The sequence below is a fragment of the Pseudomonas sp. B21-047 genome, from assembly GCF_024748775.1.
Lineage (GTDB): Bacteria > Pseudomonadota > Gammaproteobacteria > Pseudomonadales > Pseudomonadaceae > Aquipseudomonas > Aquipseudomonas capeferrum.
In genome coordinates, this window is the sequence record NZ_CP087169.1 from 4,027,579 (window position 1) to 4,040,581 (window position 13,003).

13 protein-coding genes are annotated in these 13,003 nt (G+C 60.9%); 4 read left to right on the forward strand and 9 right to left on the reverse strand.

The genetic code is table 11. From position 1 onward, the window contains the following. Positions 1-69 precede the first annotated feature (69 nt). Both fabA and fabB read left to right on the forward strand, forming a co-directional pair. The gene (gene fabA, locus LOY26_RS18295; RefSeq protein ID WP_033699257.1) at positions 70-585 is read left to right on the forward strand and encodes a 3-hydroxyacyl-[acyl-carrier-protein] dehydratase FabA; all 516 of its coding nucleotides are present in this window, start codon (positions 70-72) and stop codon (positions 583-585) included. 11 nt (positions 586-596) lie between these two features. Beyond that, a complete protein-coding gene (gene fabB, locus LOY26_RS18300) occupies positions 597-1,817 on the forward strand; it encodes a beta-ketoacyl-ACP synthase I (RefSeq protein WP_258713968.1) in 1,221 nt (406 codons plus the stop codon). A gap of 71 nt (positions 1,818-1,888) precedes the next feature. On the opposite strand, the gene LOY26_RS18305 is transcribed toward fabB, so the two are convergent. Then, the gene (locus tag LOY26_RS18305; protein ID WP_258713969.1) at positions 1,889-2,893 is read right to left on the reverse strand and encodes an amidohydrolase family protein; all 1,005 of its coding nucleotides are present in this window, start codon (positions 2,891-2,893) and stop codon (positions 1,889-1,891) included. A gap of 115 nt (positions 2,894-3,008) precedes the next feature. On the opposite strand from LOY26_RS18305, the gene LOY26_RS18310 reads away from it, so the two are divergent. Continuing rightward, entirely contained in the window at positions 3,009-3,872 is an 864-nt protein-coding gene (locus tag LOY26_RS18310; RefSeq protein ID WP_186663276.1) for a pirin family protein, read from the forward strand. 31 nt (positions 3,873-3,903) lie between these two features. Here LOY26_RS18310 and LOY26_RS18315 read toward each other — a convergent pair whose 3' ends face one another. From LOY26_RS18315 to LOY26_RS18330, 4 genes are all read right to left on the reverse strand, one after another. Next, positions 3,904-4,629, reverse strand: coding sequence for a dienelactone hydrolase family protein (locus LOY26_RS18315; protein ID WP_186663278.1), 726 nt, complete (start codon positions 4,627-4,629; stop codon positions 3,904-3,906). 62 nt (positions 4,630-4,691) lie between these two features. Beyond that, positions 4,692-6,596, reverse strand: a complete 1,905-nt coding sequence (htpG, locus tag LOY26_RS18320) for a molecular chaperone HtpG (protein WP_033699263.1) — start codon at positions 6,594-6,596, stop codon at positions 4,692-4,694. Between the two features lie 69 nt (positions 6,597-6,665). Further along, positions 6,666-7,148, reverse strand: a complete 483-nt coding sequence (locus LOY26_RS18325) for a PaaI family thioesterase (RefSeq protein WP_186663280.1) — start codon at positions 7,146-7,148, stop codon at positions 6,666-6,668. After that, on the reverse strand, positions 7,145-7,621 hold the full coding sequence (locus LOY26_RS18330) for a PaaI family thioesterase (protein ID WP_258713970.1): 477 nt from the start codon (positions 7,619-7,621) through the stop codon (positions 7,145-7,147). The genes LOY26_RS18325 and LOY26_RS18330 overlap by 4 nt, the downstream gene beginning before the upstream one ends. A gap of 154 nt (positions 7,622-7,775) precedes the next feature. Between LOY26_RS18330 and LOY26_RS18335 the strand changes: the two genes are divergently transcribed. Continuing rightward, positions 7,776-8,087: a hypothetical protein gene (locus tag LOY26_RS18335; protein ID WP_047581273.1), complete on the forward strand. Its 312-nt coding sequence runs from the start codon at positions 7,776-7,778 to the stop codon at positions 8,085-8,087. Positions 8,088-8,154: 67 nt separating this feature from the next. Here the strand turns inward: LOY26_RS18335 and LOY26_RS18340 are convergent, their stop codons facing one another. From LOY26_RS18340 to sucC, 4 genes are all read right to left on the reverse strand, one after another. Next, the gene (locus LOY26_RS18340; protein WP_186663282.1) at positions 8,155-8,904 is read right to left on the reverse strand and encodes a DUF599 domain-containing protein; all 750 of its coding nucleotides are present in this window, start codon (positions 8,902-8,904) and stop codon (positions 8,155-8,157) included. Positions 8,905-9,136: 232 nt separating this feature from the next. Continuing rightward, entirely contained in the window at positions 9,137-10,450 is a 1,314-nt protein-coding gene (gene brnQ / locus LOY26_RS18345) for a branched-chain amino acid transport system II carrier protein (RefSeq protein ID WP_186657255.1), read from the reverse strand. A 395-nt stretch (positions 10,451-10,845) separates the two neighbouring features. After that, the gene (gene sucD, locus LOY26_RS18350) at positions 10,846-11,730 is read right to left on the reverse strand and encodes a succinate--CoA ligase subunit alpha (protein ID WP_003254203.1); all 885 of its coding nucleotides are present in this window, start codon (positions 11,728-11,730) and stop codon (positions 10,846-10,848) included. Then, the gene (gene sucC, locus LOY26_RS18355; protein WP_008091914.1) at positions 11,730-12,896 is read right to left on the reverse strand and encodes an ADP-forming succinate--CoA ligase subunit beta; all 1,167 of its coding nucleotides are present in this window, start codon (positions 12,894-12,896) and stop codon (positions 11,730-11,732) included. Before sucC ends, sucD begins: the two co-directional genes overlap by 1 nt. Between the last annotated feature and the right edge of the window lie 107 nt (positions 12,897-13,003).

The window sequence follows — 13,003 nt, forward strand, 5'->3', positions numbered from 1 at the left end:
GGAGTCATCGCTTTTCGGGCCGGCCGGGAAGATTCATCCCCTGCCGCAGGGGGTTATTGAGGAGCTCGCATGACCAAACAACACGCCTTTACTCGGGAAGACCTGCTGCGCTGCAGTCGCGGTGAGCTGTTCGGCCCAGGTAATGCGCAACTGCCCGCGCCGAACATGCTGATGGTCGATCGCATCACCCATATCAGCGAAGAAGGCGGCAAGTACGGCAAAGGTGAATTGGTCGCCGAGCTGGATATCAATCCGGACCTGTGGTTCTTCGCTTGCCACTTCGAAGGCGATCCGGTCATGCCGGGCTGCCTGGGCCTGGACGCCATGTGGCAGCTGGTCGGCTTCTTCCTCGGCTGGCAAGGCCTGCCGGGCCGCGGCCGCGCGCTGGGTTCGGGCGAAGTGAAATTCTTCGGCCAGGTATTGCCTACCGCCAAGAAAGTCACCTACAACATTCAAATCAAGCGCGTCCTGAAGGGCAAGCTGAACATGGCCATCGCCGATGGCTCGGTCAGCGTCGACGGCCGCGAGATCTACACCGCCGAAGGCCTGCGGGTCGGCGTGTTCACCTCCACTGACAATTTCTAAGGGTTATTCGCATGCGCCGCGTCGTTATCACTGGTCTGGGCATCGTATCGTGCCTGGGCAATGACAAAGAGACCGTCACCGAAAACCTGCGTAACAGCCGTCCGGGTATCCGTTTCAACCCGGAATACAAGGAAATGGGGCTGCGCAGCCAGGTTTCCGGGTCCATCGACCTCAACCTCGAAGAACTGATCGACCGCAAGGTCTATCGCTTTGTCGGCCACGCCGCGGCCTACGCCTACCTGGCGATGCAGGACGCAATCAAGGACGCCGGCCTGACCGAAGAGCAGGTTTCCAACCCGCGCACCGGCCTGGTTGCCGGTTCCGGCGGCGCCTCGACCTTGAACCAGATGGAAGCGCTGGATACCCTGCGCGAGAAAGGCGTCAAGCGCGTCGGCCCGTACCGCGTCACCCGCACCATGGGCAGCACCGTTTCGGCGTGCCTGGCCACCCCGTTCAAGATCAAGGGCCTGAACTACTCGATCTCGTCGGCCTGCGCCACCTCGGCACACTGCATCGGCACCGCGCTGGAGCAGATCCAGTGGGGCAAGCAAGACATCGTCTTCGCCGGTGGCGGTGAAGAAGAGCACTGGAGCCAATCGTTCCTGTTCGATGCCATGGGCGCCCTGTCGACCAAGCGCAACGAAACCCCTGAACTGGCCTCGCGCGCCTACGACAACGATCGTGATGGCTTCGTCATCGCCGGCGGTGGTGGCATGGTGGTGGTCGAGGAACTGGAGCACGCACTGGCCCGTGGCGCCAAGATCTACGCCGAAATCGTCGGCTACGGCGCGACCTCCGATGGCTACGACATGGTCGCCCCAAGCGGCGAAGGCGCCATCCGCTGCATGCAGCAGGCGCTGGCCACCGTCGACACCCCGATCGACTACCTGAACACCCACGGCACCTCGACCCCGGTCGGTGACGTTGCCGAGATGAAGGGTGTTCGCGCAGTGTTCGGCGACAAGGCACCGAAGATCAGCTCGACCAAGAGCCTGTCGGGCCACTCGCTGGGCGCCGCAGGTGTGCACGAGGCGATCTACTGCCTGCTGATGATGGAAAACAACTTCATCGCCGGCTCCGCCAACATCGACGAACTGGACCCGGAAGTCGCTGACCTGCCGATCCCGCGCAAGACCGAAGAAAACGCCAAGATCGATACGGTCATGAGCAACAGCTTCGGCTTCGGCGGCACCAACGCCACCCTGGTGCTCAAGCGCTGGGCTGGCAAGTAAGGCCGTGACGCAATAATGAAAACGCCCCGACTGGTTCGGGGCGTTTTCTTTTGTGTTGCCGGTACCGGCTGCTAGCGTGCCCTGGGCAACACCGCGAGGAAGTTATCCCGCGCCACCTGCTTGGCCACCGCTTCGGGCAAGGCATCCAGAAACGGCTTGAAGCCGTGCATCTCCTCCCCCAGGCTGCCAAACCGCCCCACCACATCCGACCCCAGCATGAAGCGCTCCGGGTAGCGCTTGACCAGTTCGACCCAGGCCTTGCGCGGCACGCCCTTGTCGTCCAGCAAATAGGGCTTTAGCACACTCCACGACAAATCCACATACAGGTTCGGGTAGTCCTTCAGCAAACGCGTCAGCACCGGCAACAGAAAGTCCATCTGCGTCTGATGCCGATGAATCTCCATGCTCGTGCCCGCATGCGCCCAGATAAACCGAGTATGCGGATGATTACGCAGCGGCTCTTCGATTTCGGCCAGGTACAGGGGGTTGCGCTCGCGCTTGGAGGTGATATTGGAGTGCAGCAGCACCGGCAGGTCGCGCTCTGCCGCCAGGTGATAGATACGCGTCATGGCTTCGTTGTTGGCACGCGGCGTATCGCCGCTGGTCAGGGCCGTGAGGTCATCATGACGGGTGAACACCTCGCCGATGCCTTGCCAGAGCCCGGGGTACAGCTCGAGCATGCGCTCGATGTGGCTGACAGCGTTCTTGTCCACCGGGTTGAAGCCCGTCAGAAACGGATGAAAGCGCCGCCGCTGCGCCTCTGGCAGCTTCTCAAGGGCTGCGGCGACGTAGGTATCGGTCGCGCTGTACCAATAGGCATCGGCGTCATCACCTGCGTAATAGCGCGGGCGCTTGGGTTCGTCCTCGTGCCATTTCTTGGCCACCGGGATGCCGGAGATCATCGACTGCTCGATGCCCGCCTCATCCATGGCCTTGATCAAGGCCGGCATGCCCTCTGTCTCCTGGAAAAAGTCGACGTAGTGCAGGTGGGCGTCACTGTAGCGGTAGTTGCGCGCCTGTGCCGGCAGGCACAAGCAGCCGGACAACAACGCACAAGCCAGCGCTCTGGCGATCATGGGCAGCTTCCTTCTCCAAGTACGAACAGGGTAGACCGACTGGCCCGCGCCGCAGTTCAGCAAACCCCGGCAAACCGCTATGCTTGGAGCACTTGCAACCTGCCCGGAGCCCACCATGAGCAGCCCCCTGGTCATCCGCCCACGTGCCGAGTCGGTCGAGGGCCAGCCGATCCTACGCCCGCTGCCATCTGCGCAGTGCCGCAGCGTCGGCCCGTTCGTGTTCTTCGACCATATGCTCGAAACGGACTACGCTCCAGGCCGTGGCATGGACATCCGTCAGCACCCGCATATCGGCCTGTCAACGCTGACCTACCTGTTCGAAGGCGAGATCCTGCACAAGGACAGCCTAGGTTCCGCGCAGCATGTGCGACCAGGCGATGTCAGCTGGATGACCGCTGGCAGTGGTGTGGCGCATGTCGAGCGCACACCGGCCGAGGCGCTTGCCCGTGGCTCGCGCCTGCACGGCCTGCAGGTCTGGCTGGCGTCGCCGCGCGCGCTCGAGGAGGGCGCGCCAAGCTATAGCCATCACCCGGCGGCAAGCCTGCCGGTCAGTGATAGCCTGGGGGTACGCATCTGCATGATTGCCGGCCACGGGTTCTGCCTTGAGTCGCCGGTACCGGTGCTCTCCCCTACCCTCTACGCCCATGTACACATGCAGCCGGCGACCACGCTGCAGGTAGCGGATGAACATGCGCAGCGGGCGCTGTATCTGCTTGACGGCGAGCTGGTACTGAACGATGAGGCGGTCGAGCCGTGCAGCCTGGTGGTGCTGCCGGAGGGCGAAGCGGTCACCTTGTACGCAGAGGGTGAATGCCAGCTGGTATTGATCGGCGGCGAACCGCTGGATGGGCCGCGACGGATGAACTGGAACTTCGTGGCAAGTGACCCGGCCTTGATCGAGCGGGCCAGGGTGAGATGGGCTGCGGGGGATTGGCCGACGGTGCCGGGGGAGACTTCGCGGATCGAGTTGCCACGGTGATGGGGGGCCGCTGTGCGGCCCCAGTGCACCCTCAGCGCTGAAACACTTCGCTCAGCAGGTTGTGCATCGAGCGGAACGCGCGCTCCGCGGTACGACGGTCGTACTGCATCTTGCCCGGCACGTTCGCATTCGGGTCGGTAAACGAATGCACCGCGCCGCCATAGCTGAGCAACTGCCAATCGACCTTGGCCGCATTCATCTCGTCTTCGAAGGCTGGCAATTGCTCCTTTGGCACCAGCGGGTCGGACGCACCGTGCAGCACCAGCACCGAGCCCTTGATGTGCTTGGCATCTGCCGGGTTCGGCGTATCCAGGGTACCGTGGAAGGAGACCGCAGCCCTCAGGTCGGCACCCGCACGCGCCAGTTCCAGCGCACAGCAGCCGCCGAAACAGAAGCCGAAGGTGGCCACCTTGCCAGGCTCCAACAACGCCTTGGACTGCGCCAGCAGTTGCGAGAGTGCTTCCTGCATGCGCTTGCGCAGCTCTGCGCGGTCGTTCTTCAATGGCATCATCGCCGCCCCGGCCTCATCGGCATTGGACGGCCGCACCGACTGCCCATAGAGGTCGGCAATCAGCACCACATAGCCCTTCTCGGCCACTTCCCTGGCAATGCGCTCGGCACCTTCGCCAATACCCATCCAGTTCGGCGCCATCACCAGCCCCGGCCGCCGCAACGCACCAGGCTCGTAGACCAGGCGGCTTTCATAGGCCTTGCCAGACAGGTGATAGACCAATGATTCGACGATTACCTTGCTCATCAAGCACTCCTTAGCATTCACCATGAAAAAGCCCGCCGAAGCGGGCTTATCGATGCATCAACTCAAGCAGACAGCTCGACCAACAGCTTGTTCAGGCGACGAACGTAGGCCGCCGGGTCCTTGAGGCTGTCGCCGGCCGCCAGGGCCGCCTGATCGAAGAGGATGTGCGAGAGCTCAGCGAAGCGGTCTTCGCTCTGCTCGTGGTCCAGCTTCTCGATCAACGGGTGGCTCGGGTTGAATTCGAAGATCGGCTTGGAATCCGGCACCTTCTGCCCGCTGGCTTCGAGGATCTGGCGCATCTGCAGGCCCAGGTCCTGTTCGCCAATGGCGAGAATTGCCGGCGAGTCGGTCAGGCGGTGGGAAACACGCACCTCGGCAACGCTGTCACCCAGCGCGCCTTTCAGGCGCTCGACCAGGCCTTCTTTGTCTTTGGCGACTTCTTCCTGGGCCTTCTTGTCTTCCTCGGAATCCAGCTTGCCCAGGTCCAGGTCGCCACGGGCGACGTCGACGAAGCTCTTGCCGTCGAACTCGTTGAGGTAGCTCATCAGCCACTCATCGATACGGTCGGTCAGCAGCAGGACCTCGATGCCCTTCTTGCGGAAGACTTCCAGGTGCGGGCTGTTCTTGACCTGCGCATAGGTTTCGCCGGTGAGGTAGTAGATCTTGTCCTGGCCTTCCTTGGCGCGGGCCAGGTAATCGGCCAGGGCGACACTCTGCTCACCGCTGTCGTCATGGGTGGAAGCGAAGCGCAGCAGGCCTGCGATCTTCTCTTTGTTGGCGAAGTCCTCGGCCGGGCCTTCCTTCAGCACTTGGCCGAAGTTTTTCCAGAAGCCCTTGTACTGCTCTGGCTCGTTTTTCGCCAGCTTCTCCAGCATGTCCAGCACGCGCTTGGTCAGCGCGGTCTTCATCGAGTCGATGATCGGGTCTTTTTGCAGGATTTCGCGAGAAACGTTCAGCGACAGGTCGTTGGAATCGACCACGCCCTTGATGAAGCGCAGGTACAGCGGCAGGAACGACTCGGCCTGGTCCATGATGAACACGCGCTGCACATACAGCTTCAGGCCACGCGGTGCTTCACGTTGGTACAGGTCGAACGGCGCGCGGGCCGGGACGTACAGCAGCGAGTTGTATTCAAGCTTGCCTTCGACCTTGTTGTGGCTCCAGGCCAGCGGGTTCTCGAAGTCATGGCCGATGTGCTTGTAGAACTCCTGGTATTCCTCGTCCTTGATCTCGGTACGCGGACGGGTCCACAGGGCACTGGCACGGTTGACGGTTTCCCACTCAACGGCTGGCTGCTCCTCGCCTTCTGCAGCTTCCTGCTCTTTAGGCAGTTGGATCGGCAGGGCAATGTGATCGGAGTACTTCTTGACCAGGTTGCGCAGGCGCCAGCCATCGGCGAACTCCTGCTCATCCTTCTTCAGGTGCAGCACGATGCGGGTGCCGCGCTCTGGCTTGTCTACGGTAGCAACTTCGAACTCGCCCTCGCCTTTGGACGACCAGTGCACGCCCTCGGCAGCCGGCTGGCCTGCGCGACGGCTGTAGACGTCGACCTTGTCGGCAACGATGAAGGCCGAATAGAAGCCCACGCCGAACTGACCGATCAGGTGCGAGTCCTTCTTCTGGTCACCGGTGAGGTTCTTCATGAAGTCGGCAGTACCGGACTTGGCGATGGTACCCAGGTGGGTGATGACGTCTTCGCGGCTCATGCCAATGCCGTTGTCGTCGAGCGTGATGGTGCCGGCGTCCTTGTCGAAGCTCAGACGAATGCGCAGATCCGCGTCGCCTTCGAGCAGCTCTGGCTTGGCCAGGGCTTCGAAACGCAGCTTGTCAGCCGCGTCAGAGGCGTTGGAAACCAGCTCACGCAGGAAGATTTCCTTGTTCGAGTACAGCGAATGAATCATGAGGTGCAGCAGCTGCTTTACCTCGGTCTGGAAGCCCAGGGTTTCCTTTTGTGTTTCCACACTCATGGTCTTCAAAACTCCGATCTGATGGCAGTGGGCGCCTGCAGCCGATTCGGCCTGCGTTAATGGCGGATGTCATGCAGATGGGGGCTGCCCAGGCGATTTCAAGGGCTTTTCCGGTTCGATCTTGAAATGTGCCCGGGCGGTGGCGATGGGCGACTGCCGATCACCTTGCCAGGCGGTGATGGCGACGTTGGTCACCCGTCGCCCTTGGCGCCACAGCTGGCAATGAGCGTAGGTGTCGCGAAAGTGCCCGGCGCGCAGGTAGTCGATGGAGAAGTCGATGACCTTGGGAATGCTCGCACTCTCGCTGTAGATCAGCAGGTACAACGCCGCAGACAACTCCATGAACCCTGCGATCACGCCACCATGAATCGCTGGCAGCAAAGGGTTACCAATGTTGTCCGGGTTGGCTGGCAGGCGAAAAAGCAGGTCCTCGCCCTGGCGCTCGCATTCGATGCCGATCAGACCGGCATAGGGGATCAATGCCAGCAACGGCCGGTAGTCGCCCACCGCGTGGGCGGCATTGAGTTGCTGGCGTACGTCTGGCGGGATCATGCGCCACCCTCCTTGAGTCTGTTGCCGAAGCGAATGCCGCCCTTGATCTGCGGCCCCAGGCGCATGAACGTTCCCACCACCTGGCAGATGGGCTGGCTGGGGTCGTCCTGGTAGGCGCTGCCTCGGGTGAAGATCACATCGCGCGTCACCCGGTAGCATTGGGCATGGCCATAGATGTCCTTGCCAGCCTCGGCTGTGTGCATGTAGTCGATGCGCAGGTCCAAGGTCGGGCACACTTCGAACTGTGGCAGCGCACACAGGGTGGCCATGCCGCAGGTAGTGTCCATCAGCGTGGTCAGCGCCCCACCATGCACCGCGCCGGTTTGCGGGTTGCCAACGATTGCCGGCGACCACGGCAAGATCAACGTCATGCCCTGCGTATCGGCATGCGCCACGCGCATCTGCAACAACTGACAATGCTTCAAGGCCGACAGAAAACGCTCGGCCATGGCCATCAAGGTTGAATCGCTCATCGGCAAGTTCCAGGGCTACGGACGCAACGGCATAAAACCGTTAAAAAGTCTATGTAGAACGGGGCGTTATATATCTGTAACCTGCGCGGAACTTATTCCGCGTAGTTGTACTCGAAGGAACAAGTCACTTATTCCACCAAGGAGATACACCCCCATGCGTAAACCTTTTGCTTTTGCTCTGATGCTGGCTGCTGCCATGGGCCTGGCCGCTTGCGATAAAGCGAGCGAAGACAAAGCCCAAGACGCACAGCAACACGCCGAGCAAGCCCAGGAAAAAATGGGCGAAGCTCAGGATAAGATGAACGAAGCCGCCAAGGAAAACGCTGAAGCTGCCAAAGATCAGGCCGAAGCGCAGCAGAAGGCCGCCGAAGAAGCCGCTCCGGCAACTCCGGCTCCGGAAGCCGCCCCGGCCACTCCAGCGCCAGAAACCGCGCCTGCTACTCCAGCCGAACCTGCCAAGCAGTAATCGGCTTGTACAAAAAAACCCGACACTGTCGGGTTTTTTTATGCCTGAAGTTTAACGATTAAACGTTTCAGTTGCCGGAAGCCGAGCCCTCCTTAGCGACATCCACCGGCGCACTTTCCGTGGGTGTGAACACCATCACATCCAGCACATCGGAATGGAACTCACGGCGATAGAGAATCAATACAACCCCGACACTCATCACCATGAACAACCAGGGGCTGATAAACCAGCTCAACAGGGCCATGCCAAAGTAATACGCGCGCAACCCCAAGTTGAACTGGTTGGCCGCCAGCGACAACACCCGCGCGGCGCGCGAGGCAAATGCCTTGCGCTCCAGCTCATTGACCAGGCGCTCGCCAATCATCGGCGCCGACCCTACCAGCACCGCCGCGAAGTTGTACTGACGCATGCACCAGCTGAAGGTGAAGAAGGCATAAACGAAGACCGTCGCCAGGCACAGCAACTTGATTTCCGACATACCTTGGGACGTCTGCTGCACCAAGGGCAGGTCGGCCAGCAGCGACAGCGCCCTGTCCGAGGCACCAAGTACAGTGAGAATACCCGCAAGAATGATCAAGGTACTTGAGGCGAAAAACGAAGCGTTGCGCTCCAGGTTGCCGATCACGCTGGCATCGGCGATGCGGTTGTCGCGCATCAACATGCGCCGCATCCAGTCTTCGCGGTACAGGTGCAGCACGCTGGCCAGGCAAGCGGTGTCGCGGCCCTTCCAGATGGCATAACGGGTGTAGCCGCCCCAGCAGGCTGCGAACCAGCAGATTGCCAGCAGGTTGTTGAAGTTGCTTTGAATGAAGTTCATGCAGGTTTCCCGAAAGCCAGGTGCACAAAGAATAGAGACCGGGTTTCGACGCCCGCAAGCAGCAAAAGGCACACCACCGCAACGAATAATGCCGCTTCGCGCAACCGTCTGCAAAAACGCCCCAGGCAAACAACAAAAAACCCCGCATCCATTCGGAGACGGGGTTTCAGGTGTAAACCGCTGGCTGGCACCCTGTGGCTTGTGGCCGGTGCAGCCCTCAGGCTTCAACCTATCAGGCCAGCGCCTCGCGCGGCTTGCCCAGCATGCGGTCGTAGATCACGGCCGCGGCCAGGGTCACCACCGACGGCACCAGCCAGGCCAGGCCCTGATCACCCAGCGGCAGGTGAGCGACGGCGTCCGGCAGTACATGCGCCAGGCTGCTGCCTTTGATCGCATCGACGACGCCGAACACCAGCGACACCAGCATGACCGGTGCGAGAATGCGCGTTGGCGAGTTCCACAGGTCTTTGACGAAGCTCAGGCCCACCACCACGATGCACGGCGGGTAGATCGCCGTCAGTACCGGGATCGAGAACATGATCAGCTTGGTCAGGCCCAGGTTGGAGATCAGCAACGAGAAGCCCGCCAAGATCACCACCAGTGCGCGATACGACAACGGCAGCATCTGGCTGAAGTACTCGGCACAGGCGCAGGTCAGGCCGACCGCGGTCACCAGGCACGCCAACGCGATCAGCACGGCCAGGAAGCCACTGCCGAGCGAGCCAAAGGTATGCTGCACATAGGCATGCAATACGGCCGCACCGTTGGTGGCGTCAGCCGCGATATCGTGGCTGCCCGCCCCCAGGCGGAACAGGCTGATGTACACCAGGGCCAGGCCGACACCGGCGATCAAGCCGGCGATGATGGCATAGCGGGTAATCAGCTTCGGCGATTCGACGCCTCGCGAGCGGATGGCATTGACGATGACAATACCGAACACCAGCGCGCCCAGGGTATCCATGGTCAGGTAGCCATCGGAGAAGCCCTTGGAGAACGCCGCAGCCGCATAGGCAGGTTGCGCTTCACCGATGGTGCCAGCCGGCAGCGCGAACGCCGCGATACCCAGCACCGCCAAGGCGATGATCTTCAGCGGCGCGAGGAAGCGCCCCACGGTATCGAGCAGCTTGCCCGGATACATGGACACCGCCAGCACCACGATGAAGTACACCAGGCTGTAGAGGAACAGCGCCAACGGGCTTTCGCCGGTCAACGGTGCCACACCGACCTCGAACGACACGGTCGCGGTACGCGGCGTCGCGAACAGCGGGCCGACCGACAAGTAGCACACGGCCGCCAACAGGCCACCGAAGAACTTGCCGATCGGGCTGCTCAGGGCATCCATGCCGCCACCGACCTTGGCCAGCGCGACCACGGTGATGACCGGTAGGCCCACGGCGGTCACCAGGAAGCCCAAGGCAGCCATCCATACGTGCGGGCCAGACTGCAGGCCGACGATAGGCGGGAAGATGATATTGCCGGCGCCTACGAAAAGCGCAAACGTCATAAAGCCAAGCGCCAGGATATCCTGGCCTTTTAAAACTTTCATTTGAGGTAGTACCACACTGCTGAAATCGGGATTCGAGAAGGGATTTCCCCATGGATGAGGGAAATGCTGCCCGGCTTGATGAGCCAGACCCGTTTAGCGTGTCGTTCCCTTTTGGGGGACGGGCACAGAGTGAACGCGTAGATTAACTGTTTTGACAGTCAAACGCACTGGCACAGTGCTGCTTGTCCGATGTGCGTATGTGTTTGTCGTCTGTGCGACCGGGGACGGTGCAATTATCTCAGGGATCGGAAAAACGTCTTTGTGAAAATTCCTATCATACCCATCGAAAATTCCTGGTTGTCTGTTCAGGCCTCTTCGCGGGGCAAAAAACACAATGCTGATAACGACAAAGGCCACCCGAAGGTGGCCTTTGTGCGCGTGGGGGGTAAAGCGTATTACTTCTTGGCTTCCCAGCCAGTCAGCTCGGCCAGGGCCTTGCCGATGTCGGCCAGCGAACGCACGGTTTTAACACCTGCGTCCTGCAGCGCAGCGAACTTCTCGTCCGCAGTGCCTTTGCCGCCAGAGATGATGGCGCCAGCATGGCCCATGCGCTTGCCCGCAGGTGCGGTAACACCGGCGATGTAGGAAACGACAGGCTTGGTGACGTGGGCCTTGATGTAGGCCGCGGCTTCTTCTTCAGCCGAACCGCCGATCTCGCCGATCATGACGATCGCTTCGGTCTTCGGGTCTTCCTGGAACAGCTTCAGGATGTCGATGAAGTTGGAGCCTGGGATCGGGTCACCGCCGATGCCGACGCAGGTCGACTGGCCGAAGCCGGCGTCGGTGGTCTGCTTGACCGCTTCATAGGTCAGGGTGCCGGAACGCGAAACGATACCGACTTTGCCTGGCAGGTGGATGTGGCCTGGCATGATGCCGATCTTGCACTCGCCCGGGGTGATGACACCTGGGCAGTTAGGGCCGATCAGGGTAACGCCCAGCTCGTCGCACTTGACCTTGGCATCCAGCATGTCCAGGGTAGGAATGCCTTCGGTGATGCAGACGATCAGCTTGATGCCGCCGAAGGCAGCTTCCAGGATCGAGTCTTTGCAGAACGGAGCCGGAACGTAGATGACCGAAGCATCAGCGCCGGTCGCTTCCACGGCTTCCTTGACGGTGTTGAACACCGGCAGGCCCAGGTGGGTGGTGCCACCCTTGCCTGGGGTAACGCCGCCGACCATCTTGGTGCCGTAGGCGATGGCTTGTTCGGAGTGGAAAGTACCCTGCGAGCCGGTGAAGCCCTGGCAGATGACTTTGGTGTCTTTATTGATCAGGACGCTCATTACTTGCCCTCCGCAGCTTTGACAACTTGTTGAGCAGCGTCGGTCAGGCTGGTTGCCGCAATGATGTTCAAACCGCTTTCTGCCAGTACTTTAGCGCCCAGTTCGGCGTTGTTGCCTTCGAGGCGAACGACAACCGGAACTTTAACGCCGACTTCTTTCACTGCACCGATGATGCCTTCGGCAATCATGTCGCAGCGAACGATGCCGCCGAAGATGTTGACCAGAACGGCCGCGACATTGCTGTCGGACAGAATGATCTTGAACGCTTCGGTAACGCGCTCTTTGGTAGCACCGCCGCCAACGTCGAGGAAGTTGGCTGGCTTGCCACCATGCAGGTTGACGATGTCCATGGTACCCATGGCCAGGCCAGCACCGTTGACCATGCAGCCGATGTTGCCTTCCAGGGCCACGTAGTTCAGCTCGAAGCTGGCAGCGTGGGCTTCACGAGGATCGTCCTGCGACGGGTCGTGGAAGGTTTTCAGCTTAGGCTGGCGGTACATGGCGTTTGCATCGATGTTGATCTTCGCATCCAGGCAGTGCAGGTCGCCGTCGGCCTTGATGACCAGCGGGTTGACTTCCAGCAGGGCCAGGTCGTGTTCTTTGAACAGCTTGGCCAGGCCTACGAAAATCTTGGCGAACTGTGCAACTTGCTTGCCTTCCAGACCCAGCTGGAATGCCAGTTCACGACCCTGGAACGGCTGTGCGCCGACCAGTGGATCGATAGTAGCCTTGATGATCTTCTCAGGAGTTTCGTGAGCAACTTTCTCGATGTCCACGCCACCTTCGGTGGAGGCCATGAACACGATGCGGCGGCTCGAGCGATCGACTACAGCGCCCAGGTACAGCTCTTTGGCGATGTCAGTGCAGGACTCGACCAGGATCTTGGTCACTGGCTGACCGTTGGCGTCGGTCTGGTAGGTTACCAGGCGCTTGCCCAACCATTGCGCAGCGAACGCCTTGGCGTCTTCCTTGCTGCGAACCAGCTTGACGCCGCCCGCTTTACCGCGACCACCTGCGTGAACCTGGGCTTTTACAACCCACTCGGAACCGCCGATCTTGTCGCAAGCTTCTGCTGCAGCTTCAGGGGTATCGACAGCGAAACCCTTGGATACTGGCAGGCCGTATTCAGCGAACAGCTGCTTACCCTGATACTCGTGAAGATTCATGCTTTTTACCGTCTTCGTTAGGTACTGCGCTTCGGCGCTGCGCCATTACTGGCGCCGCACCACCTGTGACCGTTGACCCCGGGTTATCCCGTGTAGTCCGATCCGGC

What these genes read in the sequence shown, in the direction of transcription:
- LOY26_RS18310 (WP_186663276.1), top strand. Translation starts at nt 3,009, where the DNA reads ATGAGCAGCCCCCTGGTCATCCGCCCACGTGCCGAGTCGGTCGAGGGC.
- sucD (WP_003254203.1), bottom strand. Translation starts at nt 11,730, where the DNA reads ATGAGCGTCCTGATCAATAAAGACACCAAAGTCATCTGCCAGGGCTTC.
- LOY26_RS18305 (WP_258713969.1), bottom strand. Translation starts at nt 2,893, where the DNA reads ATGATCGCCAGAGCGCTGGCTTGTGCGTTGTTGTCCGGCTGCTTGTGC.
- LOY26_RS18335 (WP_047581273.1), top strand. Translation starts at nt 7,776, where the DNA reads ATGCGTAAACCTTTTGCTTTTGCTCTGATGCTGGCTGCTGCCATGGGC.
- fabA (WP_033699257.1), top strand. Translation starts at nt 70, where the DNA reads ATGACCAAACAACACGCCTTTACTCGGGAAGACCTGCTGCGCTGCAGT.
- sucC (WP_008091914.1), bottom strand. Translation starts at nt 12,896, where the DNA reads ATGAATCTTCACGAGTATCAGGGTAAGCAGCTGTTCGCTGAATACGGC.
- LOY26_RS18315 (WP_186663278.1), bottom strand. Translation starts at nt 4,629, where the DNA reads ATGAGCAAGGTAATCGTCGAATCATTGGTCTATCACCTGTCTGGCAAG.
- fabB (WP_258713968.1), top strand. Translation starts at nt 597, where the DNA reads ATGCGCCGCGTCGTTATCACTGGTCTGGGCATCGTATCGTGCCTGGGC.
- LOY26_RS18340 (WP_186663282.1), bottom strand. Translation starts at nt 8,904, where the DNA reads ATGAACTTCATTCAAAGCAACTTCAACAACCTGCTGGCAATCTGCTGG.
- htpG (WP_033699263.1), bottom strand. Translation starts at nt 6,596, where the DNA reads ATGAGTGTGGAAACACAAAAGGAAACCCTGGGCTTCCAGACCGAGGTA.
- LOY26_RS18325 (WP_186663280.1), bottom strand. Translation starts at nt 7,148, where the DNA reads ATGATCCCGCCAGACGTACGCCAGCAACTCAATGCCGCCCACGCGGTG.
- brnQ (WP_186657255.1), bottom strand. Translation starts at nt 10,450, where the DNA reads ATGAAAGTTTTAAAAGGCCAGGATATCCTGGCGCTTGGCTTTATGACG.
- LOY26_RS18330 (WP_258713970.1), bottom strand. Translation starts at nt 7,621, where the DNA reads ATGAGCGATTCAACCTTGATGGCCATGGCCGAGCGTTTTCTGTCGGCC.